This is a genomic window from Glycomyces sp. NPDC048151, from assembly GCF_043202775.1.
In the GTDB taxonomy this organism is placed as follows: Bacteria; Actinomycetota; Actinomycetes; order Mycobacteriales; family Micromonosporaceae; genus Glycomyces.
On record NZ_JBIDBB010000003.1, the window covers coordinates 478,535 to 503,459 of the forward strand.

The window sequence follows — 24,925 nt, forward strand, 5'->3', positions numbered from 1 at the left end:
CCGCAGAACGGGACCCGTCACGCCCCGCCTTTCGAACACCGGCCCCGAATCCGCGTCGCACCGCCCCGCCATCATGGATAACGGGGGGTCCCCACCCCGACACACCCGACCGAAGGGGCGCCGGAGCACGAATCGCCCCGCTTCGGCAAGCGGTTACATCTCGTCCCTGCCCATCCACTACGCTCATGGTGTGCGCATCCTCATAGCTCCCGACAAGTTCGCCGGCACCATGAGCGCCGCCGAAGCCGCCGACGCCGTCGCCGCGGGCTGGCGCCGCGCCAGGCCGGACGACACCGCGGTCACGCTGCCGCTCGCCGACGGCGGCCCCGGCTTCGTCGACGTCCTCGCCCACGCCCTCCCCGGCGCGTCCCGCCGCACTGTCGAGACCTGCGACCCCCTCGGCCGCCCCGTCAAGGCCGACTACCTGCGCGACGGCGAGACCGCCTACATCGAGTCCGCCGCCGCGTGCGGCCTCCACCTCCTCGAACCCGCCGAACGCGACCCGCGCCGCACCACCAGCTACGGCCTCGGCCTCATCGTCGCCGACGCGATCGAGACCGGCGCCCGCCGCGTCGTCGTCGGCCTCGGCGGCTCGGCCACCAACGACGCCGGAGCCGGGATGCTCACCGCCCTCGGCCTCACCCTCCTCGACTCCACCGGAGCCGCACTGCCCTACGGCGGTGGCGTCCTCTCCGCCTGCACCGCGATCGAAGGCCACGCCCGCACCCGCGGCGTCGAACTCGTCGCCGCCACCGACGTCGACTCCCCGCTCCTGGGCCCGCACGGCGCGACCTACATGTTCGGCCCGCAGAAGGGCGCGAGCGGCAACGCCCTGCCGTTCCTGGAGATGTCGCTCTCCTCCTTCGCCGAAGTCGCCGAACGCCAGGTCGGCCCGGTCGGCGCCGCCGAACTCCCCGGCGCTGGAGCCGCCGGAGGCCTCGGCTTCGCGTTCTTCCTCCTCGGCGGCCACCGCGAGTCCGGCGCCCGCCTCACCTGCGACGCCGTCGGCCTCGACGCCCGGATCGCCGAAGCCGACCTCGTCATCACCGGCGAGGGCTCCTTCGACGCCCAGAGCCTGCGCGGCAAGCTCGCCGCCGAGGTCGCCTCCGGCGCGGCCGCCCACGGCAGGCCATGCCTCGTCCTCGCCGGGCGCTCCGACCTCGAGTCCCACCCCGACCTCGCGGGCGTCCACTCGGTCGTCGACCTCGTCGGCAGCCCCGAGGCCGCCATGCGCGAGCCCGTCCAGGGGCTCACGTCGCTCGCCGAGAAGGTGGCGAAGGAGTGGCAGGAGTAGGTACGGTCGAGGACTGGTCGTCAGGAGAGGTCACACCTTCGGTTTTGTGACCTCGGACTGTGTCGCAGATTCCCTTCGCTCCGCTACGGGAATAGCGACGCCCCCGACCCCGTTGGGTACTGTTGACCTGTCGAAGAGACCCGATCGACGTGGATCTCGCACACACACGAGGGAGTTGCCAGTGAGCACCGCTCAGCAGGCCGAAGACGTCAAGGACAACGCCACCAAGGTCGGCGTCGTGCTCACCGAAGCGGCCGCAACCAAGGTCAAAGCCCTGATCGAGCAGGAGGGCGAGGAAGGCCTGCGACTGCGCGTCGAGGTCAGCCCCGGCGGCTGCTCCGGTCTGCGCTACGGCCTGTACTTCGACACCGACGTGCGCGACGGCGACACCGTCCAGGACTACGAGGGCTTCGGCGTCGTGGTCGACAAGATGAGCGTCCCCTACCTCATCGGCGCGAGCATCGACTTCGCCGACCGCATCGACGCCCAGGGCTTCACCATCGACAACCCGAACGCCCAGGGCTCCTGCGCCTGCGGCGACTCCTTCCACTAGGAGATCGGAACGGACTGCCCCAGCCCGGTCGATCTCCGGATCGGCCGGGCTGAGCCGTGCGCTAGGCTGTCTGCTCCCACCACGGGCCCCACCGCCCGAATCCCAAGCGCTTCACGCGCTTCCATTCACGTCCCCGACTGAACGAGGACAATCGCAGTGGCACTTGCAGTGCAAGGCATGAAGACCGCCGTCACCGGCGCGACCGCGGAGACGGTCGGCCACGGGATGACCCGGCTCGGCCAGGCCCCGGTCGTCGTCGACGGCGAAGAGCTCGACCTCATCGCGGTCATGGAGCGCGGCGGCACCCTCCGCCTCGTCCACATCGGACCAGGCGAGGCCAAGGCGATGCACGCCTACGCCGACCAGTGTCGCGACCTCGGCCTGGAGTTCAGCGCCGACCCCGGCGACCTCGAAGGCGACGAGGCCGTCGACTTCCTGACCGGCGCGAAGTTCCTGGTGACGAGCCAGGAGCGCTACCAGCTCCTCCAGGCCACCACCGGCCTGAGCGACGACGAGATCCTCGAGCGCGTGCGCGTCCGCGTCACCACGCTCGACCAGGACGGCGTCGAGATCGCGGGCCACGACATGGACCGCATCCGCGTGCCGTTCGCGCGCTCCAGCGACACCATCGACCCCGCCGGCGCGGGAGACGCCTTCACCGCCGGGCTCCTGGCCGGGCTGGGCTGGGGGATGAGCCTGCGCCGTTCCGCCGAGGTCGGCTCGCAGATGACCGCGCTGGCGCTCGAATCCGTTGGCCCGCAGGGATACGCGGTCAACCCGGTCGAGTTCGTGCACCGCCTGGAGCAGTCCTACGGCCCGGCCGCGGCGGCCGAGGCCTCCGCGTACCTGCTGCCCGAGTAATCCCAAGGGCCCCTTGAACACTCAGTGTTCACTTGCGTCTCAATAATTGGGATTACAAAGGCAATACGGACGAAACAATTGCACCCCAAGGTCTCTGGCAACAGTCTGCACGGTAACGATTTCACAACGCACCCTATCTTTTGAAGGTGTTGTGCGCCATGGTGTGAGTTATCCCACGACCCACTCACGCTCTGGAGACCCTTGTGAAACGACTCCGCATAGCGGCCGCCGTCGGCGCGGCGGCCGCACTCGCACTCACCGCATGCACCGGCGACCCCAACGACGTAGGCGGCGGCGGTGACGGGGGCGGCGGCACCGTCGACATGTCGATCGGCGAAGTCCCCACCCTGGTCGTCAGCGACTGCGACGACTCGGAGTGCTACCGCATCCTCAAGAACGTCTACGACGGACTCGTCTACTACGACAACGAGACCGGCGAGCCGATCAACCTCGTCGCCGAGGAGATCTCCACAGCGGACAACCAGACGTGGACGATCAAGATCAAGGACGGCCTGACCTTCCAGAACGGCGAGCCGGTCGACGCCGAGTCCTTCATCCGCTCGTGGAACCACACCGCCTACGGCCCCAACGTGGCCGGGCTGAACTACTTCTTCGGCCGCTTCGAGGGCTACGAGGCGATGAACCCCGCGCCCCTCCCCGAGGACCAGTGGGCCGACCCCGAGGTCCCCGAGTTCCCGCCGGTCGACGTCACCGAGCTCTCCGGCCTCACCGCCGTCGACGAACTCACCATCGAAGTGAAGCTCGTCGACCAGTTCAGCGGCTTCGCCACCATGCTCGGCTACGCGGCGTTCCTGCCGATGGCCGAGGAGTGCCTCGCCGACCTCGAAGCCTGCATGTGGAACCCGATCGGCAACGGCCCCTTCCAGCTCGAGGAGCCCTACGCCGTCGAGGCGGGCGCGACCGCCGTCCGCTGGGAGGACTACCCCGGCGACATGCCGGCCCAGATCGACAAGGTCGTCTGGCACCCCTACCTCGGCGAGACCGACTGCTGGAACGACTTCAAGACCGGCGACATCGACGTCTGCTCGCCCCGCGCGGCCGACTTCGAGACCGCGATGGCCGACCCCGAGCTGACCGAGCGGCTCATCACCCAGCCGGGCACCTCGTTCACCGCCCTCGGCTTCCCGCTGTGGATGGAGGAGTGGCAGGACGTCAACCTGCGCCGCGCCTTCTCCGCCGCGATCGATCGCGAGGGCGTGCTCACCGTCATCGGCCAGGGCCGCGGCGTCCCCGCCGACGGCTTCATCCCCGAGACGATCCTCGGCGGCGGCACCGGCGTCTGCGAGTACTGCGAGTACGACCCCGAGCTGGCCAAGGACCTTCTCGAGCAGGCAGGCGGCTGGCCCGAGGGCAAGGTGTTCCAGCTCTGGTACAACGAGTCCGCGGACAACCAGACCCTCTACCGCGCCGTCGGCGACTCCATCAAGGACACCCTCGGCATCGAGTACGAGCTCGTCCCGCTCGACTGGCCGGAGTTCCTGACCGCCCGCGACGAGCACACCGTCGAAGGCCCGTTCCGCTACCAGTGGGGCCCTGACTACAACCTCAACGAGAACTTCCTGACGCCGGTCTACGGCGGCGGCGAGGCCATGAACGTCTTCGGCTACGCCAGCCCCGAGTTCGACGCCGCGATCCTCGCGGCCGACCAGGCGCCGACCCTCGAAGAGGCCCAGCCGCTCTACGCCGCCGCGGAGGCGATCATCGCCGAGGCCATGCCGGCCGCGCCGATCATCTACTCGGCCGACAACGTGTTCTACAACGACACCGTCGAGAACGTCGTCGTCAACCCGATCTACGTCGCCCCCGGCGGCGACTGCGAACTCCGCCTGATCACGGTGGTCGAGTAGTCGAACCGGGTTGCGGCGCAGCCCTAGGGGTCTCCGCCCCTGGCGGGCGGGCGAACGCGCGAGTCCACGACTCGCCGCGGGAGCCCGCCCGCACCCTCTCGGCCGTGCCGCCCAAAGGGAACGGGAACAACTTCAATGGGACGCTACGTCATCCGCCGCCTGCTGCAGGCGCTCCTGACACTGGGGCTCGTGCTCTTCCTCATGCACTGGCTCATGGCCATCTCCGTGCAGGTCCGCGGCAATCCGGCCCGCCTCTTCTTCGGCGACCGCACACCCGACGCGGCCGCGCTCGCCCAGGTCGAAGCCATGTACAACCTCGACGACCCGTGCTACGACCGCACCGGCGACCCCTGCCTCGTGCCGTTCGTCGAACGCCTCCAGGACTACGCCGCCGGGGACTTCGGCACGACGCTGCGCAACAACCGGGACGTCGGCGAGCTGCTCGCCATCTCCATCCCGAACACCCTGCGGCTCTTCGCCTTCTCGATCGTCACGCTCGTCGTCCTGGCGATGGTCTTCGGCTCCTGGGCCGCCCGGCACCGCAACCGCTTCCAGGACCACTTCGTGCGCGGCGGCACCATCCTCGTCGACTCGGTGCCGGTCTTCCTCATCATGCTCATCTACTCCTCGCTCATCGCCGTGCCCCTGACCCGCTGGGTCAGAGGCATATTCGGCGACGAGTCCGCGATAGGCCAGCTGTTCAGACCCACCTACGACGTCGACCATCCGTGGATGACGATCATCGTCCCCGGGCTCCTCCTGGGCACCGCCGGGCTCGCGAGCATGACGCGCCTCGTCCGCGCCAGCCAGCTGGAGAACTACCACGCCGACTTCGTCCGCACCGCACACGCCAAGGGCCTCACCAGGAGACGCGTCACCAACGTCCACATCGTGCGGAACTCGCTCATCCCGGTCGTGACCTCCATCGGCTACAACTTCGCGTTCATCCTCACCGGCGCCGTCGTCACCGAGGGCATCATGCAGATCCCCGGCATGGGCCAGATGCTCTGGAACGCCCTGCTGGGCACGGAAGTCAGCATCGTCATCACGTCCTTCGTGGTCATCGCCGTCGTCGTGCTCGCCGTGAACCTCGTCGTGGACCTCATGTACGCCCTACTCGACCCGAGGATTCGCTATGCCTGACCGCACCGAACCCCTCCCCGAGCCCGTACCCGGGGTCCTCAAGACCGCCGACGCCCCGCAGGCCTCCCTGTGGAAGGACGCCTTCCACCGCATGGTTCGCCGCGTCGACGTCCTCATCGCGGCCCTGCTCATCCTGGTCGCGGTCGCCATGGCGGTCTTCCCGACCCTGTTCACCGACGCCGACCCGCGCAGCTGCTCCGGCCGCCTCGCCCGCCAGCGCCCGGACACGTGGTTCACGGGGGACCACCCGCTCGGCACCGACGCGTTCGGCTGCGACTTCGCGGCGAAACTCGTCTACGGCGCGAGACCGACTCTGCTCCTGGCCGTCGCCGTGATCGTCCTCAGCGTCCTCATCGGACTCATTCTGGGCATCCTCTCGGGCTACTACGGCGGCTGGACCGACGCGGTCATCTCCCGCGCCCTCGAGGTGTTCATGGTCGTGCCGTTCCTGTTGGGCGCCTTGCTGCTCCTGGCCCTCTTCCGGGGCCGCAGCAGCACCGACGAGCTCATACCCTCGGTCGCCCCGGCCGCGCTCGCGCTGGCAGTGTTCGGGTGGATGGAGTTCGCCCGGTACGTGCGCGCGGCGACGATCGAGACGCGCAACCTCGACTACGTGGCGGCGGCGCGGTGCCTGGGCGCGAAGGACCGGCGGATCATGTTCCGCCACATCATGCCCAACGCGATCGTCCCGGTCACGGCCATCGTCCCGACCACCGTCGGCGGCATCATCGTCACCGAGTCGGTCCTGGCCGTCCTGGGCCTGGGCATCCGCCCGCCCGCGACGAGCTGGGGCATCCTCCTCGCCGAGGGCACGAACTGGGCGACGGGCGGGTACCTGTACCTCCTGTTGTGGCCCATGGCGTTCCTGCTCATCACCGTGTTCGCGTTCGCGACCTTCGGCGACGCCCTGCGCGACGCCCTCGACCCGAAACTGAGGTGAGCGGATGTCGATGCGAATCCGAGTCATCGGCGACACGCTCCCCGGTGTCGACGCGAACAAGCCACTGCTCGAAGTGGACGACCTGCACGTGGAGTTCCGGCTGCGCGGCGTCAAGGTCCCGGCCGTGCGCGGGGCGAGCTTCACGCTCGAACTGGGCCGCACGCTCGCCATCGTCGGCGAGTCCGGTTCCGGCAAGTCCGTGACGAGCCAGGCGATCATGGGCATCCTCGACACGCCGCCCGCACGCATCACCAAGGGCGAGGTGCGGCTGCAGGGCGTCGACCTCCTGGGGCTCGACGCCGAGTCCCGCAGAGGCGTGCGCGCCAACCACATCGCGATGGTCTTCCAGGACGCCCTCTCGGCGCTCAACCCGGTGTGGTCCGTGGGCTTCCAGATCGGCGAGCTGTTCCGCGTCCACCGCGGCCTCAGCCGCGCCGACGCGAAGGCCAGGGCGGTCGAACTGCTCGACCTGGTCGGCATCCCGGACGCGAAGAACCGGGTCGGCCACTACCCGCACCAGTTCTCCGGCGGTATGCGGCAGCGCGTCATGATCGCCATGGCGCTCGCGCTCGACCCGGAGATCCTGATCGCGGACGAGCCGACCACGGCCCTCGACGTCACGGTGCAGGCGCAGATCATGCGGCTGCTCAAGGACATCCAGACCGAGCGCAACATGGGCCTGATCCTCATCACCCACGACCTCGGCGTGGTCGCGGACGTCGCCGACGACGTCGCGGTCATGTACGCGGGCGAAGTGGTCGAGCGCGCCGGGATCCGCGACGCGTTCAAGCGCCCGGCCCACCCGTACACGAAGTCCCTGCTCCGCGCGATCCCGCGCGTCGACACGGTCGGGCGGGAGCTCGAGGTCATCCGGGGCCTGCCGCCGAACCCGGCGAACCTGCCGGGCGGGTGCCCGTTCCATCCGCGCTGCTTCGCGGCCGAGGACAAGTGCACCCACGACGTTCCGCCCTGGATCGAGCCGTCCCACACGCACGGCAGCCGCTGCCACTTCGCCGAGGAGGTCTTCGCCGATGAACGCTGAACTGGGCCAAGCGAACACGCACACCGAGCCGGTCCTGGAAGCGAAGGACCTGGTGAAGCACTTCCCGATCCAGCGCGGCATCGTCCTCAAGCGGACCGTCGGCCAGGTGCAGGCGGTCGACGGCGTCGACCTCCGGCTCTACCCGGGGAAGACGCTCGGCGTCGTCGGCGAGTCCGGGTGCGGCAAGTCCACGCTCGCGAAGCTCCTCGTGGGCCTCGAGACACCGACTTCCGGTTCGATCCGACTGCAGGGCAGCGAGATCGGCGGCCTGTCGGCCCGCCGGATCCGCCCGTTCCGCCGCGACATCCAACTGGTCTTCCAGGACCCGTACACGTCGCTGAACCCGCGCATGACCGTCGGCGACATCATCGGCGAGCCGTTCGAGATCCACCCCGGGGTGATCCCGAAGGCGCAGCGCGCCAACGAGGTCAAGGACCTGCTCGACATGGTCGGGCTCAGCCCCGACCACGTGAACCGCTACCCGCACCAGTTCTCCGGCGGGCAGCGCCAGCGCATCGGCATCGCCCGCGCTCTGGCGCTGCGTCCGCAGGTGCTGGTGCTCGACGAGCCGGTGAGCGCGCTGGACGTGTCGATCCAGGGGCAGGTCATCAACCTCCTCGAGCGCCTGCAGGACGAGCTGGGCCTGGCGTACGTGTTCATCGCGCACGACCTGTCGGTGGTGCGCCACATCGCCGACGACGTCGCGGTCATGTACCTGGGCAAGGTGGTCGAGCGCGGCACCGGCCGCGAGATCTACGACCGCCCCCGCCACCCGTACACGCAGGCGCTCCTCTCCGCCGTTCCCGTCCCCGACCCGGACCTGCGGGGCCAGCGCGACGAGATCATCCTGCAAGGCGACGTCCCGTCCCCGATCAACCCGCCTTCGGGCTGCCGCTTCCGCACCCGCTGCTGGAAGGCCACGGACCACTGCGCCGAGGAGGTCCCTGGCCTCGACGCAGGGGACGAGGGCACCCACCCGACGGCCTGCTTCTACGCCGAGGAGCGGGACGTCACCCACGCGGTCAAATAGCCTCGCCCCCTGGCGGTCATCGGAGGCGGGTCCTTCAGCCTCCTCCGATGACCGCCGCCCTCACCGGCCCGAACGCTGGCGGAGCCCCCCGCAATCGGGTTGCGGGACCCTGCCGTCCCGGCTAACTTGCCCTGGTGCCGACAGACGCCCCGAAGCCCGCCGACCTCGACGCGATCGCCGCCGCGTACCCACTCGGAGCCGTCCGCGAAATCCGCTACCTTCCCGACGGCCGGATGAACCGGAACTGGTTCCTGGACTGCGACCAGGGCCGCTTCGCGCTCAAACACCTGACCGACCGCGACCCGGCCGCGGTCGCCCGCAACCTCGGCCTGCTCAAACGCCTTGCGGCCGAAGGCGTCCCAGTCGCTCCGGTGCTCGCCACCTCCGCAGGCGAGCTGGTCTATGAGACCGCAGGCAACGCCTACTATCTCTGCGCATGGATCGACGGCACCCACCCGGGCGCGGACATGTCGCTCGCCCAGGCGCGGCACATGGGCGAGACGATCGCCCGCATCCACACAGCCCTCGCCGCCCCAGACCTCGGCCTCCCCGCACCCCAGCCGGTCCCGACCGCCGCCGTCGACCCTGAAGCCGCGCTCGCCGAGACCGGCCGCTTCCTCGAACTCGCCGCGAACAGCCCCGTCCAAGACGACTTCGACCGCGCCGCCGTCCCGCTCCTGCACGACCGCCGCGCCCTCATCGCCGCCCACGCCCACCTCCGACCGGGCCCCGCGGATTCGACGGGCCCCGAGGGCTGGACGCACGGCGACTGCCAGGACTTCAACCTCATCTGGTCCGCCGACCGCGTCGAAGCCGTGATCGACTGGGACCGTATCCGGGTCGGCTCGTACGCCCTCGAACTCGTACGCGCGGCCGCCTGGCAGTTCTGCACTCCCGACGCCCGCATCGACCTCGACAAGGTCGCCGCCTTCCTCACCGGCTACCGCGCGGTCCGCCCCATCGACCCGGCCGACCTCGCCAACGCTGCCCGCCACCGCTGGTGGAGGATGCTCGCCCACTGCTGGCACCTCGACCTCCACTACAACCGCCCCAGCACGACCTGCGACCACCTCTTCTTCGAGGACCACCGCCTCATCACCTGGTGGTCAGCGAACCTCGAAGCGGTCGAGGCCGCCTTCGGGGCCCCGGACGCGAGCTCGTACACGTCCCGCACCGAGCGGGCCGAGACACACTGGGCGGCTTCGGTTCGGGCACTGCCGCTCGAAGGCCGAGTCAAGGGACGCGTCTACCGCCGCGAGCGATTCGGCATCTTCATCGACCTCGACGGCTGTCCGGACGCGCACGGCTTCGCGGACATCGCCGGAGCCCGGTGCCGCCACCGCGGGCTCCCCGAAGTCGGCGCCCGTGTCAGCGGCTGGGTCCGTCAGCACAACGACCGGAACTTCCAGATCACGGTCCGGCTCGACTGGGCCGCGATCCACGACCCGTGGGGAGCGTTCACCGGGCAGGAAGGCGATGTCGTCACCGGCACGGTCACCAAGGCCGTATCGATCGGCGTCTTCGTCGCGATCGGCGAATGCATCGAGGGGCTCGTCCCGGCAGCCGATATCGAGGCACTGCCTTCGGCCGTATGGGCAGTGGGCGCATCCGTGCGCGTCCGCATCGTCGAAGTCGACCTCGCCCGCCCGCGCCTGCTGTTCGCTCCGGCTTGAGGACGGCTCACGCAGTCGGGATGTCGGTGGGGGCGGATAGGTTCGGGCGCATGACCGACACGGAAGCCTCGGGCCGTATCGACCGGATCGCGGTCTCGGGAACGGCTGCGGCAGCGTTCATCACCGACGTGGAGGGCCGCGTGCTGCTGGTCAAACCGGCGTCCCGCGACCACTGGGGGTTCGCGGGCGGATGGGTCGACCGGGGCGAGTCGCCGCACGAGGGATGCGCCCGCGAGATCGAGGAGGAGATCGGCCTGCGCCTCGAAGTCGGCGCTCTGCTCGTGGTCGACTGGCTGACCGACGTCGGCTACATCGCCGAACCCTTGACCTACTACGTCTTCGACGCGGGCGTCGTCGACGATCCGGCCGCGGTGCGGCCCCGGCCCGGGGAGATCGAGCAGGTCGGGTTCTTCGCGCCCGAACAGGCGCTCGAGCGCATCGGCGAGTTCAACCGGGCGAGGCTCGCGCTGGCGATCGAAGCGAGGCTCACCGGCACGACCGTGTACCAGCCGTACCGCTAACGCCTTGCGGGGCTTGTGGACCGTGGTCTTCTTGATCGTGCCGTCGGGGTTGTAGTAGTGCCACTCGCCGACCTTCTTGTCCTGCTCGTAGCGGCCGCTGTCGATGAGGGCGCCCTCGGCCGTCCAGCGCTCCCAGAGACCCTGGCGCTTCTCGTGGTCGAAGTCGCCGCGCTGCAGGAGCTGCTTGTTGGCGCGCCACCACGTCCACTGGCCGTGGAGGAGCCCGTCCGCGTAGCCGCCTTCGGAGCGCAGGCGGCCGTCGTTCGCGTAGTGGCGCCAGATGCCCTCGCGCTGGCCCGCCACGTAGTCGCCGACGACGAAGCCGCCGCGGGCGTCCTCCTCGGCCCACTGGCCGGTCTTGCGGCCCTGGTCGTCGAGGCGGTTCGGGGCGTCCTCGGGTCGCGGCCCCTCCGGTTTCGCCATGGTCGGCCTCCCTTCGGCTCGGGCGGCCGCGCGACCTGCGCGGCCCACCGCCGAGCCTAGGCGCTCCCAGGCGTGCGCACCCCTGCTTCGAGAAGGTCCTTCGCGTAGCAGACCGAGATGTCCCAGTCGATGTAGTGCCCGAAGCGCGGGATCCGGTGGTAGCCCTCGCGCTCGTAGAAGCGGATCGCGTCGGGCTGCTCCTCGCCGGTCTCGAGCTTCAGGGTGGTCCAGCCGCGTTCGCGGGCCGCGTCCTCCAGGGCGGCGAGGAGCGCGGCGGCGACGCCGGAGCCGCGCGACCCCGGGGCCACGTACATGCGTTTGATCTCGGCCGACCCGGCGTCGAGCCCGCGCAGCGCGCCGCACCCGATGGCCTCGCCGCCGGGGCCGAACGCCATGAGGAACACCGAGACGTCCTCGGCGGACGGCACCGGGCCGGGTTCGTGGTCGTCGCAGCCGTACCGCTCGTCGAGTTCGGCGCGCTGGCTCGCGCGCAGCGCGGCGCCCTGCGGGTCGTCCCAGTCGCGGGCTTCGACGGTCCAGGTCGCGGTGGGGGTCATGGGGGTCCTCCTCGTGTCGTAACAGATGTTACGGTAACACTTGTTACGACAATGGGGAGGGCAGGGCCATCGCACGCAGGGCCGACCACGAAGCGCAGCAGGAACGGATCTCGAAAGCGGTCTGGAGCATCCTCGCGGGCAAGGGCATCGAGCACTTGACGATCCGCGCCGTCGCCGCCGAGGCCGGGTGCACCACCGGCCTGGTGATGCACCGGTTCCCCGGCCGCAAGGCGCTCCTCGCGCACGCACGCGACCTCCTCCACGCCCGCACCCGCGTGCGCGTCGAACGCCTCGAAGCCGAGGCCCCGAGCCCGCGCGCCGCCCTCCGCGCCGTCCTCGCCCAGGGCATGGCGCTCGACGAGGACTCCGCGCAGGAAGCGCTCGTGTGGATGGGGTTCCTCGCCGCGTCAGTGGGGGACGAGGACCTGATCGCCCTGCACCGCAAGAACAACCGCGTCTGGCGCGACCGCGTCGCCCGGCTCGTGGCCGCCTCCGCGCCCGACTGGGGACCGGAGCGGATCGACACCGCAGTCTTCGCCCTCGTCGCCGCCACCGAAGGCGCCGCCCAGCTCGCCTGCTTCGACCCCGACACCTACAGTGCGGCGGCCCAAGAGGCCCTGCTCGACGCGATGCTGGCGGTCTACGGCCTGACGGCGTGAGGGGTCGCCCCGATGAAGTCGGCCGTGGCCGGATCGAGCGGGAACGGCCGTTCGGGCGGCAAGAGCGCGCGGGCCTCCTCGAAGCGACCTGCCGCAACTTCCGCGCCGACGTCCTTCGCGAGCGCGGTCACGTCCTCGATGCCCTTGATCCACTGGCCCGCATACCGGTCCACGGCCTCCCCGGAGAGCCCGATCTGGATCGACCGGTGCTCCAGCCGCGCCAGGCGCACGTCCCGCTCCGGGTCCCACTGGACCCGCACCGGCGACGCCGCGAGACGCGCCTTCCACGCCGCCTCGGTCTCGCCCGCCGCAGGACTGCTCCCGCACGAATTGGCCAGCGCCCAAGCGAAGCCCTCGCGGCTGACCCGGATCGCCAGCACCCGGGTCTGGCCGGGCTTCGCCGCCCACCCGCACCGGTACATCATCCACAGGAACGACGGCTTGATCCAGGTCATCCGCTCGCGCTTGAACGGCGGCACGAACGTCTGCGCGGCCAACGCCGGCTCGGCGATCTCGGGGGAGTAGGCCTGGTAGACCGTGACGGCGGCGTCGTCGAAGACGGCCCGGATCTGTCGAGAGGGGATCATGGGCCGAATCCTCCCAGGACCCGGCCCACGCGGCAAACCGGTTTAGGCGGCGGTCGCGGCCGCGTACCGCGCGGCCACGTCCTGCCAGTTCACGACCTCCCACATCGCCTTCACGAAGTCGGGGCGGACGTTCTTGTACTGCAGGTAGTACGCGTGCTCCCACGCGTCGAACGCCAGCAGCGGGACCGACGTCTGCGCGACGTTCCCGTGGTGGTCGTAGACCTGCTCCACGATGAGCCGCTTCGAGACCGGCTCGAACGACAAGACGCCCCAGCCCGAGCCCTGCACGAGCGTCGTCGCCGCCGAGAGCTGCCCGTGGAAGCCCTCGAACGACCCGAAGTACTCGTCGATCGCCTCCGCGAGCTCGCCCTCGGGCCGCCCGCCGCCTTCAGGGCTCATGTTCTCCCAGTACAGGGAATGCAGCACGTGCCCGGAGACGTTGAACGCGAGGGTCTTCTCGAGACCGACGATCCCGGAGAAGTCGCCCTTGTCCCGCGCCTCCTCGATGCGCTCCAGCATGTCGTTGGCGCCCTTGACGTAGGCGGCGTGGTGCTTGTCGTGGTGCAGCTCGAGGATGTGCCCGTTGATATGCGGCTCCAGCGAGCCGTAGTCGTAGGGCAGGTCGGGAAGCGTGTAGACGGTCATGATCGCCTCTCTCACTTTCTTGGCAGTACTTGGCTGTAGCCACGCTTCCACAGTTGCAAAAGGTTTGCAATAGAACTCGGCACGGGTCGCCCCGTGATCCCGATCGTCTTAGGACCAAAGTCCGAACCGCGCCGAAACCCAAGGCGCGCAGGACTTGACGCTCGTCTAACGCGACAGCCGCCGGATGCCCTCCACGATGCCCGGCAGCACCTCCAGGAACCGGTCCACCTCGTCCTCGGTGGTCTCCCGGTGCAGCGACACCCGCACGTTCCCGTGGCTGAGCACCCCCATCGCCTGCAGCACATGCGAAGGCCGCAGCCGCGTCGAAGCGCACGCCGAACCCGACGACACCGCGAACCCCGCCCGGTTCAACTCCGTCAGCAGCACCTCGCCGTCGACGCCGAGGCACGAGAACGTGACGATGTGCGGCAGCCGGTCCACCGGATCGCCCGGCAGCTCCACCTCCGGGACCGTCTCCGCGATGTGCTCCCGGATCCGCTCCGTCATCGCCCGCACCCGCTTCGACAGCTCCTCCCGCTCGGCGACGACCGCCCGCAGCGACGCCGCCGCAGCCACCGCCGCCGGGACGTCGACCTCGCCGATCGCCTCCCGGATAGAGGAGTCCTCACCCGGGAACGGATTGCGCCAACGCGTCCCCTTGCGCACCACGAGGATCCCCGCGCCCGCGAGCCCGCCCCACTTCCGGGCGCTGGCCGCGAGCACCGACCACCCCTCGGGCACCGGCTCCCACGGCAGGCTCGCCGCCGCGTCGCACACCAGCGGCACGCCCCCCGCGTTCGACGCGATCTGAGCGACCGGCTGCCGGGTCCCCACCTCGTGGTTCGCGCTCTGCACGACGAGCACCGAGGCGTCCTCGACCCCCGCGAGCGGATCGGCGTCGACGCGCCCGAGCCGGTCGACCGGGACCGACACGGCCGTCCCTCCCGCACGCTCGTGCCACTGGGCCGCGTGCAGCACCGACGAGTGCTCCACGGCGCTGTGCACGAGCGGCCCCGGCTCGCTCCGGGCCGCGATGACGCCGAGTACGCCCGCGTGCACGGCCTGTGTCCCGCGCGATGTGAAAGTGACCTCATCAGGGCTCACGCCCAGGGACGCGGCCGCCGACTGGCGGGCCGCCTCCAGGAGCATCCGCGACCTCCGGCCCAATGTGTACAGTCGGCCGGGGCCCGCCCAGCCCTCCGACAAAGCCGCAGCATAGGCGTCGCGGGCCGCCGGATGGGGCGGCTGCGCGGTCGCGCCGTCGAAGTACGTGTCGGTCACAAGTCAAATGTAGAAGACATCCCGGCGCGAACCCAACCCCTTGCACTTCCGGGCCCGGGCCAAGCAGTAGGCTCTTGCCGTCAAGATCTGCGCCTTGCCGCCCGCCCGGCGGCGGACGCGGAGCCGAGCGCTGAGAAAGGCATGAGACAGGTGGTCGGAAAACCGTCCCGAGAACGTCGCGGCCGAGCCCGCCGCGCGATAGGTCTCACCGGGATCGCCGCGCTGCTCCCGATCGTGCTCGCGGGGTGCAGCCTTGACGACGCGTTCTACCTGGGCTGGCCGCGCACGCGCCCCACGACCCAGTCCGAGCAGATGTTCGACCTGTGGATCGGCTCCACGGTCGCCGCGCTCGCGGTCGGCGTCATCGTGTGGGGGCTGACCTTCTGGTGCATCGCCGCCTACAAGAAGAAGGACAGCGACACCGAGCTGCCCCGCCAGACCAAGTACAACCTGCCGGCCGAGCTCACCTTCACGGCGCTGCCGTTCGTGCTCATCGGCATCCTGTTCTACTACACGGTCATCGTGCAGGACAACGTCACCGAGATGAGCGACGAGCCCAAGAACTGCACGAACGTCACCGCGTTCAAGTGGAACTGGCAGTTCACGTACTCCGACGAGGAGTGCGAGCCGCTGCTCGGCGCCGACGGCCAGCCCGTCACCGAGACCGGCGACTCGGACTACATCCCGATCATCGTGGTCCCCAACCAGCAGGACGTGCGCTTCGTCGGCACCGCCGAGGACGTCATCCACTCCTTCTGGGTCCCGGACCTGCTCTTCAAGCGCGACCTCATCCCGGGCTCGGACGCGCAGACCACCCGCTGGGAGGTCGACTTCAAGTCTGAGGGCACCTTCGTCGGCCGCTGCGCCGAGCTCTGCGGCGCCTACCACGCCTTCATGAACTTCGAGATGCGCGTCGTCTCCCCGGAGGACTACGAGACCTTCGTGAACGCCCGCGTCGAGGGCATGTCGACCCCGGAGGCGCTGGAGCTCATCGGCCAGCCGCCGTACGCGACCACGACCCACCCGTTCGACACCGACCAGGCCACTGGCGAAGCGAGCTAGGGGAGCAGCAATGAAGACCGAGAACAAGCTTTTCTTCATCGTCATGGTCTCGATGTTCATCTTCGCGGCCATCTACGGGTACGTCACCTGGATCAACGAGAACCCGGCCTACGGCGTCCCGAACGAGGTCGAGTGGGTCGGCACGATCGCGCTGATCTTCTCGGGCCTGCTCACCGGCATGGTGTGGCTGGTGTTCTGGGTGATCTCCCGCCGCATCGACCCGCGCCCGGAGGACCGCCCCGACGGCGAGATCTCCGACGTCTCGGGCGAGGTCGGCTTCTTCAGCCCCGGCTCCTACTGGCCGCTGGGCCTGGCGTTCACCGCCGTGTTCGCCGGTCTGGGCGTCGTGTTCTGGCTCCCGTGGATGATGTTCGCGGGCGGCGTCGCGATCCTCTTCGCCGTCGGCGGCCTGACCTTCGAGTACTACACGGGCACCCGCAAGCTCGGCCCGCAGTAGCGATACCCGTTGGAAGGCCCGGAGCTGCCCGCTCCGGGCCTTTCCCGTTGTCCCAGTGGGAAAGGTTAGGGTGTGGCGGTGACTCCCTCTGTGCAGCGCCGGAAGGCGCCGCTGCTGCGGCGCCTGGCCGGAGTGGTGTTCTACAACCTGCCGCCCGTGATGCGCCGCCGGATCGTCCGGATCGCCACGCCGACCTACACGCTCGGCTCCGTCGTCCTCGTCATGGACTCCGGCCGCGAACGACTCCTCATGCTGCGCCAGCCCCCCGGGAAGCGCTGGACCCTCCCCGCGGGCCTCCTCAACCGCCGCGAGCAGCCGATCGAAGGCGCCCGCCGCGAACTCGCCGAGGAGACCGGCATCGAAGCCGACCTCGACGAGCTGATCCCGGCCAACCCGTGCGCGGTCGTCCACACCTCAGGACGCTGGGTCGACAACGTCTTCCACCTCGAACGCGACCCCGAGACCACGCAGATCCTCGTCGACGGCCACGAAGTCTGGGACGCCGGCTGGCACCCCGTCGACGACCTCCCCGAGATGACCCGCGCCACCGCGAAGCTCCTGGCCCACTACCAACTCGGGCCGCTCGCCTAAGCCCAGCGCAGCCGCACCGCGGTGGCGTCGTCGTGCCGCTTCGCGTGCTCGCGGAACCGCGTGTCGTCCGTCTCCAGCTCTCGCACGAGACCGATGAGGTCCTCCACGCCCGACGCGAACAACTCGGGCCACTCGTACCCGTACCGCTCGACCAGCCGTGTCAGCCCGTCCGTGCACAGCAGCACGTCGCCGACCTCCCCGATCGGCCGCGAACCCGTGAGCGCCCGCCCCGCGGCCTCCGGATCGGCCGCCGCGACCCAGTAGCCGCCCTCGCGGTTCCGCACGCCCGCGACGTACTCGACCGGCCACCGCCGCACCCCGGCCACATCCACCGCGGGCACACCCGCGAGCCCGGCCAGCCTGCCGTCCGACACCGCCTCGACCCCGCCGTCCCGGTCCCGGACCACGACCGCGCAGTCCCCGAGCACCAGCCACTCGACCTCGTCCCCGACGCGCCGCACGACGGCCGCGGTCGCGCCGGGCGTCACCGGATTCCGCAGATCGCACGAGTGGGCGTGCAGCGAGTTCACCGCCTCGATCGCCTCAGCGAGCACCGCCTTCAGCTCCGCCTCGCCGATCCGCACCGCGATCGCGGCCCCCAGCAGCCGCACGTACCAGGGCACATCATGGACGCAGCCGTCGTCGGGATACCGCGTGATGCCGTCCAGCACCAGCGCCCAATCGTCGCCGACCAGATGGAAATCCTCGTTCGGCGCCGCCCCACCAGGGCGCGACGCCGCCATGACCTCGATCAAAACGGGGGATCCTCACTGCGAGACCAGGGGAACGAGTCGACCGATACGCCGGGTTCTGTCATTGAGCGGCCATCCATCTAGGCGCGCCATCGCTGGCGCGCTCGAGCGGTCTACCCGTGAAAGGCACCCTTCCGGGTTCGGGCGGGCCGCCCTCGAACCTTCACGCAGCGCCTCACGGCGCCATCTTGACCTTGCTCCGGGTGGGGTTTACCGAGCCGCCGCCGTCACCGGCGGCGCTGGTGGTCTCTTACACCACCGTTTCACCCTTACCGGCCGAAGCCGGCGGTCTGTTTTCTGTGGCACTGTCCCGCGGGTCGCCCCGGGTTGCCGTTAGCAACCACCCTGCCCTGTGGAGCCCGGACGTTCCTCGCCGGATGTGGTCTCCCGCATCCGCCGCGACCGCCTGGCCGACTCGTTCCAGCGGTCAAGCGTACGCTGCCGGAGCCATGAATCTGCTCCAGGTCTCCGCTCTGCTGCTCGCCGGCCTCGTCGGCGGCGGCCTCAACGCCGTGGCCGGAGGCGGCTCGCTCATCACCTACCCGACGCTGATGGCGGTCGGCGTGCCCCCGCTGCAGGCGAACGCCACCAACGGCATCGCCGTCGCGCCCGCCTACGCCGCCGCAGCGGTCGGCTCCCGCGAGAACCTGCGCGGCCAGAAGCGCCGGGCCCTCGGCCTCATCCCGACCGCGCTCGCCGCGTCGGTCTGCGGCGCGCTGCTGCTCCTGAACACCCCGCACTCGGTGTTCGAGGCGATCGTGCCGTTCCTGGTGCTCGCGGCGACCCTGCTCATGGCGGTCGGACCGTGGGTGAACCGGAAGGTCACCAAGCTCAACGGCGGCCGCGCCCTGCACCCGGTGGTCCTCCACATCGGCGTGTTCGCCGGGTGCCTCTACGGCTCCTACTTCAACGCCGCGCTCGGCCTCATCCTCATGGCCGTGATCGCGATGGGCGTCTCGGAGACGCTCGGCCGCGTCGGCGCGCTCAAGAACTTCTGCACCATGCTCGTCGGCGTGGTCACGAGCGTCATGTACGGCATCTGGGCCGACGTCGCATGGTGGGCGATCGGCGTGCTCGTGCCCGCGACGTTCATCGGCGGGTACATCGGCGCGAGGGTCTTCCAGCGGATCCCCGAACGGCCGCTTCGGATCGCGATCGTCGTCTACGGCCTCGTGCTCTCCGGCGTGCTGCTGGCCCGCTCGCTCTGATCCAGACCACTTCCCGGAACTCCGGTGACGAAGGCCGTGCGGGCGCGGAAGAATAGGCTCATGCCGACGCTCCGAATCGCACTCGCCCAGGACAACCCCATCGTGGGCGACCTCGACCACAACGCCGACCTCGTCCGCCGGGCCGCCTCCGCCGCCACGGCCGCCGGGGCGCACCTGCTCGCGACCGGCGAGCAGTCCCTCACCGGCTACCCGGTCGAGGACCTCGCGCTGCGCCACTCCTTCGTGGAGGCCAGCCGCGACCGACTCGTCCGCCTCGCCGAGGAGATCGCCGAAGACGGGAACGGATCGCTGCCCGTCGCCGTCGGATTCCTGGACGCCGACGGACCCATGGGCTCGACCAGCGGGCACGGCATCCGCAATGCGATGGCGCTGCTTCAGGACGGCAAGGTCCTGTTCCGCTACTACAAGCGTCAACTTCCTAACTACGGGGTCTTCGACGAGGACCGCTACTTCGTCGAGGGCCACGAACTGCACCTCGCGCGCATCGGCGGCGTCGACGTCGCGTTCACGATCTGCCACGACATGTGGGACGAGGGCGTGCCCTTCACGGCGGCGGCCGAGGCGGGCGCCGGTTTCGTCGTCAACATCAACGCCTCCCCGTACGAGCAGGGCAAGCACGAGCGGCGCATCGCCCTCGTGCGCGAGCGCGCGGCGCAGGTCGGCGCGCCGGTCGCCTACCTCAACGTGGTCGGCGGCCAGGACGAGATCGTCTTCGACGGCGGCAGCTTCATCGCCGATGCGAAGGGCAAGATCCTCTCCAGCGCCCACCGCTTCGCCTCGGAGCTCCTGATCACCGATGTCGAGTGCCCCGCCGCGGGCAATGACATCGCGAACCACACCTCGACGTTGATGAGCGCGTCGCTGCACGTCCTCTCGGAGGCGCCCGCCGCGGTCGAACGGCGCATCGAGCCGTCGTTCGCGCCCGACCTCGACCGCCTCGAGGAGGTCTGGTCGGCGCTGCGCCTCGGCCTGCACGACTACGTGAGCAAGAACGGCTTCCCGTCGGTGCTCCTGGGCCTCTCGGGCGGCATCGACTCGGCGGTCACGGCCGTCCTGGCCAGGGACGCGCTCGGCGGCGACCGCGTCTACACCGTCGCGAACCCGAGCCAGTACTCCTCGCAGCACTCGCTCGACGACGCCGCCGACCTCGCGCAGCGCTGCGGCCTGCACCACGTGGTGGAGCCGATCCAGCCGATCGTCGACGCGTACCTCTCCGAGATCGCCGTCTCCGGCCTGGCCCTGGAGAACCTGCAGGCCCGCGTGCGCGGCGTCATCTGGATGTCCCTGTCGAACCAGCACGGGCACCTGGTGCTCGCGGCCGGGAACAAGAGCGAGTACGCCGTGGGCTACTCGACGCTGTACGGCGACTCGTGCGGCGGCTTCGCGCCGATCAAGGACGTGCTCAAGACCCTCGTCTACGAGCTCGCGAACTGGCGCAACGAGAAGGCCCGCAGCCTCGGCGAGACCGAGCCGATCCCCGAGAACATCATCCTGAAGCCGCCGAGCGCGGAGCTGCGGCCCGACCAGCTCGACTCCGACTCGCTGCCGGACTACGCGGTGCTCGACGGCATCCTCGTCGGCTACGTCGACGGCGACGCCGGGCGCGAGGACCTGGTCGAGCAGGGCTACCCGGCCGATGTCGTGGAGCGCATCGCCGGGCTGGTGGACCGCGCGGAGTACAAGCGCCGCCAGTCCGCGCCGGGCACGAAGATCACCGTGAAGTCGTTCGGCCGCGACCGCAGGCTGCCGATCACCAACCACTTCCGCGGGAAGTAGGGCGTCCGGCGGGGTGATTTGTCACAGCAAGCGCTTCGCCGGATGACACGGACATCGATGAGCGTTAGCTTGGATCAGTAATGCCCGGGGACCGGCGAGGCCGGCCACGAGGAGATTCTGGAGCACCGACGATGACGTCTTCATCAAGTTCCCCCGACGAGATCCCGAGCCTGTACGGGCCGGGCAAGAACGTCAAGCGCGTCCGCACGCGCCACCTCATCGAAGCCAAGGAGCGCGGCGAGAAGTGGGCGATGCTGACCTCCTACGACATGTACACGGCCGCGCTGTTCGACGAGGCCGGCATCCCGGCGCTGCTCGTCGGCGACTCGGCCGCCAACAACGTCTACGGCTACGAGACGACCCTGCAGGTCTCGGTCGACGAGCTCGTGCCGCTGGTCGCGGCCGTGGCCCGCTCGACCGAGCGGACGCTCGTGATCGCGGACATGCCGTTCGGGTCCTATGAGGCCGGTCCGGCGCAGGCGCTGGAGACCGCCGTCCGGTTCATGAAGGCCGGGGCGCACGCGGTCAAACTCGAAGGCGGCCGCCGCATGGCCGAGCAGATCCGGGCCCTGGTGAACGCGGGCATCCCCGTGATGGGCCACATCGGGTTCACGCCGCAGAGCGAGCACGCGGTCGGCGGCTACCGGGTCCAGGGCCGCGACGCCCAGGCCGCGGAGGTCGAGGCCGACGCGCACGCCGTAGCCGAGGCCGGGGCGTTCGCCGTGGTCCTGGAGATGGTCACCGCGTCCGTCGCGGCCGAGATCACCAAGCAGCTCCCGATCCCGACCGTGGGCATCGGGGCCGGGCCGGACACGGACGCGCAGGTCCTCGTCTGGCAGGACATGGCCGGGCTCCGCCGCGGCCGCCCGCAGCGGTTCGTCAAGCGCTACGCCGAGGTCGCCGACGTCCTCCAGGACGCCGCGCGGGCGTTCGCCGACGAAGTGCGGGCCGGGGAGTTCCCCACCAAGGCCCACAGCTTCGAATAGCCCGTGAGACTGGTCGCCTTGCCCTGTGGGCGAGGCGGCCTTTCGCGTAGCGTCTCCGTACGTGAACGACGCGATCCTGCTGTTCGACTACGACGGCACCGTGCGGCTCGGCACCGAGCACGCGACCCATTACGCCCGTCTCGTGGCCTCCCACCTCGACGCCGAGGACGAGCGCGCCTTCCTGACCGCGCACGCCGCGTTCGTGGCGGGCAAGCCCACGACCGCCTCCACTTTCGACGCCTACGACGCCGACAACGCGGTGCGCCGCCTCGCGGGCGAGTTCGGCGTCAACGACGGCCTCCGCGCCGACGCGTACGCCGAGACGCGCAAGCTGATGGCCGAGGGCCGGTTCGACATCTGGGCCCCGAAGGGCTTCCAGGAGTTCGTCTGGAGCCTGCCGCGCGGCATCGAAGTGGCGCTCGCGACCAACGCCCCCGCGTCGAGCCTCGAGCCGTCGCTCGAACGCCTCGGGCTGGACGGCCTGTTCGACCACGTGATCGGCGACGCGGGCAAGCCCGAGAGCATGGACTCGATCCTCGACGAGCTGCTGGAGGAGCGCCCCGCCCAGGCCCTGCTGAGCATCGGCGACATCCCGCGCAACGACCTCGCGCCCGCCGCCGACCGCGGCTGCGCGACCGCGTACATCGACCACTACGGGCGGCCCTGGCCGCGCGCCACCGCCTCCGCGGCCTCCCTTGAGGAGCTCTACCCGTTCATCCACCGCTGGGTGACCGAACGATCCGCGTGAACCCAGCTTGTCGCACCCACGCTTTATGCTGGTGATGCGCCCTGAGCCGACCGATCCCCGGCTCAGGGCGTCCTTCGTTTCAGCCCGCGATCGGGTCGCCGACCTCGACCTTCACCGGGTCGCTCACCCGCAGGTAGATCCCGAAGTGGTTGTCGAGCTCCTTGATGATGAACTTGTGCAGCTCCATGTCGCGCTCGTTCGCGCCGTTCGGCTCCCAACTGGGGAGCACGCACCGCTCGCACGGCTTCTGCAGCGTGAACTCGTTGTCGCCCAGGCGGATCTGGGAGCCGCGCTCGAGCTCGTACTCCGCGTACGGCGCGAGGTCCGCGTCCACGACCACGTTCGGACGGAAGCGGGACGCCTCGACCTCGCGGCCCAGCTGCTCGCTCAGCCGCCGCACGCTCGCCGCGAACACCACGAGGATGCGCCCGTACTCGCGCTTGACCTTCCGGATCTCCACGCCCTTCTCGGCGCCGATCGTCTCGGCCAGCCGCGCCTCGACGCCGGACTCGGCCGCGCTCCACGCCGCCCCGCCCGGCTCGTACAGCACCGGCTCGCCCGACACCGCGTCGGCGCACCCGCACTGCGCGGGCCACGCCGCTTCCCAGCCCATCATCTTCGGGTGGCTGCCGCCCCACACCGACTTGTCCGAGCCCGGCTCGAACAGCCCGAACGTGCGGTCCCCGGCCAGCCCGTCGAAATCGATCACCGCGGACCGCAGCGACTCGCCCCGCAGCCCCTTCACCGGGTACCGCCACAACTCTTTGATATCGCCTGCGAACATGCTCACCAAGGTACCTATCTCACGTTTTAACGTCCATCTGCCTGGGTTAACGTTCATGACATAAACAGGTGAGACAATTGCGGCCCCAGGACCTAGGAGGACACACCATGGAACGCCAGAAGGAGTTCGTGCTTCGCACGCTCGAAGAACGCGACATCCGCTTCGTGCGGCTCTGGTTCACGGACGTCCTCGGCACGCTCAAGTCCGTGAGCGTCGCGCCCGCCGAGCTCGAATCCGCGTTCGACGAGGGCATCGGCTTCGACGGCTCCGCCATCGAGGGCTTCGCGCGCGTCTACGAGTCGGACATGGTCGCCATGCCCGACCCCACCACGTTCCAGGTGTTCCCGTTCGAGGGCCGCGGCATCGGCGAGTCCGCCCGCATGTTCTGCGACATCCTCACCCCCGAGGGCGCGCCCTCCTGGGCCGACCCGCGCCACGTGCTGCGCCGCGCCCTCTCCAAGGCCGCCGACCGCGGGTTCACGTTCTACGTGCACCCCGAGATCGAGTTCTTCCTGTTCAAGGACATCTTCCCGGAGACCGGCGAGAAGCCCGAGCCCGTCGACGACGGCGGCTACTTCGACCACACCACCCACTCCGTGGCCCGCGACTTCCGCCGCCAGGCGATCCTCGCCCTCGAGCGCATCGGCATCTCCGTCGAGTTCTCCCACCACGAGGTTGCCCCCGGCCAGCAGGAGATCGACCTCCGCTACGCCGACGCGCTCACCACCGCCGACAACATCATGACGTTCCGGCACACCATCAAGGAGGTCGCGCTCACCTCCGGCGTCACCGCCTCCTTCATGCCCAAGCCGTACAACACGCAGCCCGGCTCCGGCATGCACAGCCACCTCTCGCTCTTCGAAGGCGAGGACAACGCCTTCCACGACCCGGGCGACGAGCAGCGCCTCTCCAAGACCGCGAAGGCCTTCATCGCCGGGCTCCTGCGCCACGCGCCCGAGTTCACCGCGATCACCAACCAGTGGGTCAACTCCTACAAGCGCCTCTTCACGAGCCCGCAGCCCGGCCAGATCTCCGAGGCGCCCTCGTACGTCTCCTGGGGCAAGGCCAACCGCTCCGCGCTCGTCCGCGTCCCGGCCTACGGCAAGCCCAACTCGGCCCGCGTCGAGATCCGCTCGCTCGACTCCGCGACCAACCCGTACCTCGCCTACGCCGTGCTCCTCGGCGCCGGCCTCAAGGGCATCGAAGAAGGCTACGAGCTGCCCCCGGGCACCGAGGACGACGTCTCGGCGCTCACCAACAAGGAGCGCGTCGCCGCCGGCTACCAGCCGCTCCCGGCGAACCTCTCCGAAGCGCTCGACAAGATGGAGTCCTCCGACCTCGTCGCCGAAGTCCTCGGCGAGCACGTCTTCGACTACTTCCTGAAGAACAAGCGCCAGGAATGGGAGGACTACCGCACGTTCGTGACGCCCTTCGAACGCAAGCGGTACATCAACCTCTGACGG

The 24,925-nt window shown here is 69.9% G+C and carries 25 protein-coding genes, 1 other RNA gene and 1 pseudogene; 19 read left to right on the top strand and 8 right to left on the bottom strand.

Translation table 11 applies throughout. The features are described from left to right. Nucleotides 1-190: 190 nt before the first annotated feature. From ACGGCP_RS08900 to ACGGCP_RS08945, 10 genes are all read left to right on the top strand, one after another. Complete coding sequence (locus ACGGCP_RS08900; RefSeq protein WP_392963165.1) at nt 191-1,294, top strand: glycerate kinase; 1,104 nt, start codon at nt 191-193, stop codon at nt 1,292-1,294. A 181-nt stretch (nt 1,295-1,475) separates the two neighbouring features. Then, the gene (erpA, locus tag ACGGCP_RS08905; protein WP_392963168.1) at nt 1,476-1,847 is read left to right on the top strand and encodes an iron-sulfur cluster insertion protein ErpA; all 372 of its coding nucleotides are present in this window, start codon (nt 1,476-1,478) and stop codon (nt 1,845-1,847) included. A 156-nt stretch (nt 1,848-2,003) separates the two neighbouring features. Beyond that, nucleotides 2,004-2,708, top strand: a complete 705-nt coding sequence (locus tag ACGGCP_RS08910) for a PfkB family carbohydrate kinase (protein WP_392963170.1) — start codon at nt 2,004-2,006, stop codon at nt 2,706-2,708. Nucleotides 2,709-2,911: 203 nt separating this feature from the next. Beyond that, entirely contained in the window at nt 2,912-4,576 is a 1,665-nt protein-coding gene (locus ACGGCP_RS08915; protein WP_392963173.1) for an ABC transporter substrate-binding protein, read from the top strand. Nucleotides 4,577-4,711: 135 nt separating this feature from the next. Further along, nucleotides 4,712-5,719 carry an ABC transporter permease gene (locus ACGGCP_RS08920; protein WP_392963176.1) on the top strand — a complete coding sequence of 336 codons (1,008 nt, stop codon included), beginning with the start codon at nt 4,712-4,714 and terminating at the stop codon, nt 5,717-5,719. Beyond that, nucleotides 5,712-6,659: an ABC transporter permease gene (locus ACGGCP_RS08925; RefSeq protein ID WP_392963179.1), complete on the top strand. Its 948-nt coding sequence runs from the start codon at nt 5,712-5,714 to the stop codon at nt 6,657-6,659. The genes ACGGCP_RS08920 and ACGGCP_RS08925 overlap by 8 nt, the downstream gene beginning before the upstream one ends. Before the next feature lie 4 nt (nt 6,660-6,663). Beyond that, nucleotides 6,664-7,701: an ABC transporter ATP-binding protein gene (locus ACGGCP_RS08930; RefSeq protein ID WP_392963181.1), complete on the top strand. Its 1,038-nt coding sequence runs from the start codon at nt 6,664-6,666 to the stop codon at nt 7,699-7,701. Next, nucleotides 7,691-8,731: an ABC transporter ATP-binding protein gene (locus tag ACGGCP_RS08935; RefSeq protein ID WP_392963184.1), complete on the top strand. Its 1,041-nt coding sequence runs from the start codon at nt 7,691-7,693 to the stop codon at nt 8,729-8,731. Before ACGGCP_RS08930 ends, ACGGCP_RS08935 begins: the two co-directional genes overlap by 11 nt. Before the next feature lie 134 nt (nt 8,732-8,865). Then, nucleotides 8,866-10,404, top strand: a complete 1,539-nt coding sequence (locus tag ACGGCP_RS08940; protein ID WP_392963187.1) for a phosphotransferase — start codon at nt 8,866-8,868, stop codon at nt 10,402-10,404. A gap of 50 nt (nt 10,405-10,454) precedes the next feature. Further along, nucleotides 10,455-10,925 carry an NUDIX domain-containing protein gene (locus ACGGCP_RS08945; protein WP_392963190.1) on the top strand — a complete coding sequence of 157 codons (471 nt, stop codon included), beginning with the start codon at nt 10,455-10,457 and terminating at the stop codon, nt 10,923-10,925. A gap of 3 nt (nt 10,926-10,928) precedes the next feature. Here the strand turns inward: ACGGCP_RS08945 and ACGGCP_RS08950 are convergent. Both ACGGCP_RS08950 and ACGGCP_RS08955 read right to left on the bottom strand, forming a co-directional pair. Continuing rightward, a pseudogene (locus ACGGCP_RS08950) lies at nt 10,929-11,348 on the bottom strand (toxin-antitoxin system YwqK family antitoxin); the annotation flags it as partial. A gap of 56 nt (nt 11,349-11,404) precedes the next feature. Next, nucleotides 11,405-11,905: a GNAT family N-acetyltransferase gene (locus ACGGCP_RS08955; protein ID WP_392963193.1), complete on the bottom strand. Its 501-nt coding sequence runs from the start codon at nt 11,903-11,905 to the stop codon at nt 11,405-11,407. A gap of 68 nt (nt 11,906-11,973) precedes the next feature. On the opposite strand from ACGGCP_RS08955, the gene ACGGCP_RS08960 reads away from it, so the two are divergent. Continuing rightward, nucleotides 11,974-12,564, top strand: coding sequence for a TetR/AcrR family transcriptional regulator (locus ACGGCP_RS08960; RefSeq protein WP_392963594.1), 591 nt, complete (start codon nt 11,974-11,976; stop codon nt 12,562-12,564). Here ACGGCP_RS08960 and ACGGCP_RS08965 read toward each other — a convergent pair. From ACGGCP_RS08965 to ACGGCP_RS08975, 3 genes are all read right to left on the bottom strand, one after another. Continuing rightward, on the bottom strand, nt 12,546-13,151 hold the full coding sequence (locus ACGGCP_RS08965; RefSeq protein ID WP_392963195.1) for a DUF4291 domain-containing protein: 606 nt from the start codon (nt 13,149-13,151) through the stop codon (nt 12,546-12,548). The two genes, ACGGCP_RS08960 and ACGGCP_RS08965, sit on opposite strands and share 19 nt — an antisense overlap. Nucleotides 13,152-13,193: 42 nt before the next feature. After that, nucleotides 13,194-13,796, bottom strand: coding sequence for a superoxide dismutase (locus tag ACGGCP_RS08970; protein WP_392963197.1), 603 nt, complete (start codon nt 13,794-13,796; stop codon nt 13,194-13,196). A 165-nt stretch (nt 13,797-13,961) separates the two neighbouring features. After that, nucleotides 13,962-15,077: a cysteine desulfurase family protein gene (locus ACGGCP_RS08975; protein WP_392963200.1), complete on the bottom strand. Its 1,116-nt coding sequence runs from the start codon at nt 15,075-15,077 to the stop codon at nt 13,962-13,964. 141 nt (nt 15,078-15,218) lie between these two features. Here ACGGCP_RS08975 and ACGGCP_RS08980 point away from each other — a divergent pair, with 141 nt between their 5' ends. The 3 genes from ACGGCP_RS08980 (at nt 15,219) to ACGGCP_RS08990 (ending at nt 17,187) form a co-directional block, all read left to right on the top strand. Then, nucleotides 15,219-16,139, top strand: a complete 921-nt coding sequence (locus ACGGCP_RS08980) for a cytochrome c oxidase subunit II (RefSeq protein WP_392963202.1) — start codon at nt 15,219-15,221, stop codon at nt 16,137-16,139. A gap of 10 nt (nt 16,140-16,149) precedes the next feature. After that, on the top strand, nt 16,150-16,596 hold the full coding sequence (locus ACGGCP_RS08985) for a cytochrome c oxidase subunit 4 (RefSeq protein WP_392963205.1): 447 nt from the start codon (nt 16,150-16,152) through the stop codon (nt 16,594-16,596). 90 nt (nt 16,597-16,686) lie between these two features. Then, nucleotides 16,687-17,187: an NUDIX hydrolase gene (locus ACGGCP_RS08990; RefSeq protein WP_392963597.1), complete on the top strand. Its 501-nt coding sequence runs from the start codon at nt 16,687-16,689 to the stop codon at nt 17,185-17,187. Here the strand turns inward: ACGGCP_RS08990 and ACGGCP_RS08995 are convergent. Together ACGGCP_RS08995 and rnpB are read right to left on the bottom strand one after the other, a co-directional pair. Continuing rightward, nucleotides 17,184-17,942 (bottom strand): protein phosphatase 2C domain-containing protein, encoded by a 759-nt coding sequence (locus ACGGCP_RS08995; protein ID WP_392963207.1) that lies wholly within the window; start codon nt 17,940-17,942, stop codon nt 17,184-17,186. The genes ACGGCP_RS08990 and ACGGCP_RS08995 overlap by 4 nt on opposite strands. A 28-nt stretch (nt 17,943-17,970) precedes the next feature. Continuing rightward, nucleotides 17,971-18,357: RNase P RNA component class A (rnpB, locus tag ACGGCP_RS09000), an RNA gene on the bottom strand. A 31-nt stretch (nt 18,358-18,388) separates the two neighbouring features. Between rnpB and ACGGCP_RS09005 the strand changes: the two genes are divergently transcribed. From ACGGCP_RS09005 to ACGGCP_RS09020, 4 genes are all read left to right on the top strand, one after another. Next, nucleotides 18,389-19,147 (top strand): sulfite exporter TauE/SafE family protein, encoded by a 759-nt coding sequence (locus ACGGCP_RS09005; protein ID WP_392963209.1) that lies wholly within the window; start codon nt 18,389-18,391, stop codon nt 19,145-19,147. Nucleotides 19,148-19,207: 60 nt separating this feature from the next. Next, nucleotides 19,208-20,944, top strand: a complete 1,737-nt coding sequence (locus ACGGCP_RS09010) for an NAD+ synthase (protein ID WP_392963211.1) — start codon at nt 19,208-19,210, stop codon at nt 20,942-20,944. 131 nt (nt 20,945-21,075) lie between these two features. Then, nucleotides 21,076-21,930 carry a 3-methyl-2-oxobutanoate hydroxymethyltransferase gene (gene panB, locus ACGGCP_RS09015; RefSeq protein ID WP_392963214.1) on the top strand — a complete coding sequence of 285 codons (855 nt, stop codon included), beginning with the start codon at nt 21,076-21,078 and terminating at the stop codon, nt 21,928-21,930. A 61-nt stretch (nt 21,931-21,991) separates the two neighbouring features. Continuing rightward, nucleotides 21,992-22,678, top strand: coding sequence for an HAD family hydrolase (locus ACGGCP_RS09020; protein WP_392963217.1), 687 nt, complete (start codon nt 21,992-21,994; stop codon nt 22,676-22,678). A gap of 79 nt (nt 22,679-22,757) precedes the next feature. On the opposite strand, the gene ACGGCP_RS09025 is transcribed toward ACGGCP_RS09020, so the two are convergent. Further along, nucleotides 22,758-23,462: an MOSC domain-containing protein gene (locus ACGGCP_RS09025; RefSeq protein ID WP_392963219.1), complete on the bottom strand. Its 705-nt coding sequence runs from the start codon at nt 23,460-23,462 to the stop codon at nt 22,758-22,760. A 107-nt stretch (nt 23,463-23,569) separates the two neighbouring features. Here ACGGCP_RS09025 and glnA point away from each other — a divergent pair, with 107 nt between their 5' ends. Next, nucleotides 23,570-24,922, top strand: a complete 1,353-nt coding sequence (gene glnA / locus ACGGCP_RS09030) for a type I glutamate--ammonia ligase (RefSeq protein ID WP_392963221.1) — start codon at nt 23,570-23,572, stop codon at nt 24,920-24,922. Nucleotides 24,923-24,925 lie beyond the last annotated feature (3 nt).

Coding starts and splice junctions, on each gene's coding strand:
- ACGGCP_RS08920 (WP_392963176.1), top strand. CDS start 4,712: ATGGGACGCTACGTCATCCGCCGCCTGCTGCAGGCGCTCCTGACACTG.
- ACGGCP_RS08925 (WP_392963179.1), top strand. CDS start 5,712: ATGCCTGACCGCACCGAACCCCTCCCCGAGCCCGTACCCGGGGTCCTC.
- ACGGCP_RS08930 (WP_392963181.1), top strand. CDS start 6,664: ATGTCGATGCGAATCCGAGTCATCGGCGACACGCTCCCCGGTGTCGAC.
- ACGGCP_RS08935 (WP_392963184.1), top strand. CDS start 7,691: ATGAACGCTGAACTGGGCCAAGCGAACACGCACACCGAGCCGGTCCTG.
- ACGGCP_RS08945 (WP_392963190.1), top strand. CDS start 10,455: ATGACCGACACGGAAGCCTCGGGCCGTATCGACCGGATCGCGGTCTCG.
- ACGGCP_RS08955 (WP_392963193.1), bottom strand. CDS start 11,905: ATGACCCCCACCGCGACCTGGACCGTCGAAGCCCGCGACTGGGACGAC.
- ACGGCP_RS08965 (WP_392963195.1), bottom strand. CDS start 13,151: ATGATCCCCTCTCGACAGATCCGGGCCGTCTTCGACGACGCCGCCGTC.
- ACGGCP_RS08970 (WP_392963197.1), bottom strand. CDS start 13,796: ATGACCGTCTACACGCTTCCCGACCTGCCCTACGACTACGGCTCGCTG.
- ACGGCP_RS08980 (WP_392963202.1), top strand. CDS start 15,219: ATGAGACAGGTGGTCGGAAAACCGTCCCGAGAACGTCGCGGCCGAGCC.
- ACGGCP_RS08985 (WP_392963205.1), top strand. CDS start 16,150: ATGAAGACCGAGAACAAGCTTTTCTTCATCGTCATGGTCTCGATGTTC.
- ACGGCP_RS09005 (WP_392963209.1), top strand. CDS start 18,389: ATGAATCTGCTCCAGGTCTCCGCTCTGCTGCTCGCCGGCCTCGTCGGC.
- ACGGCP_RS09010 (WP_392963211.1), top strand. CDS start 19,208: ATGCCGACGCTCCGAATCGCACTCGCCCAGGACAACCCCATCGTGGGC.
- panB (WP_392963214.1), top strand. CDS start 21,076: ATGACGTCTTCATCAAGTTCCCCCGACGAGATCCCGAGCCTGTACGGG.
- ACGGCP_RS09025 (WP_392963219.1), bottom strand. CDS start 23,462: ATGTTCGCAGGCGATATCAAAGAGTTGTGGCGGTACCCGGTGAAGGGG.
- glnA (WP_392963221.1), top strand. CDS start 23,570: ATGGAACGCCAGAAGGAGTTCGTGCTTCGCACGCTCGAAGAACGCGAC.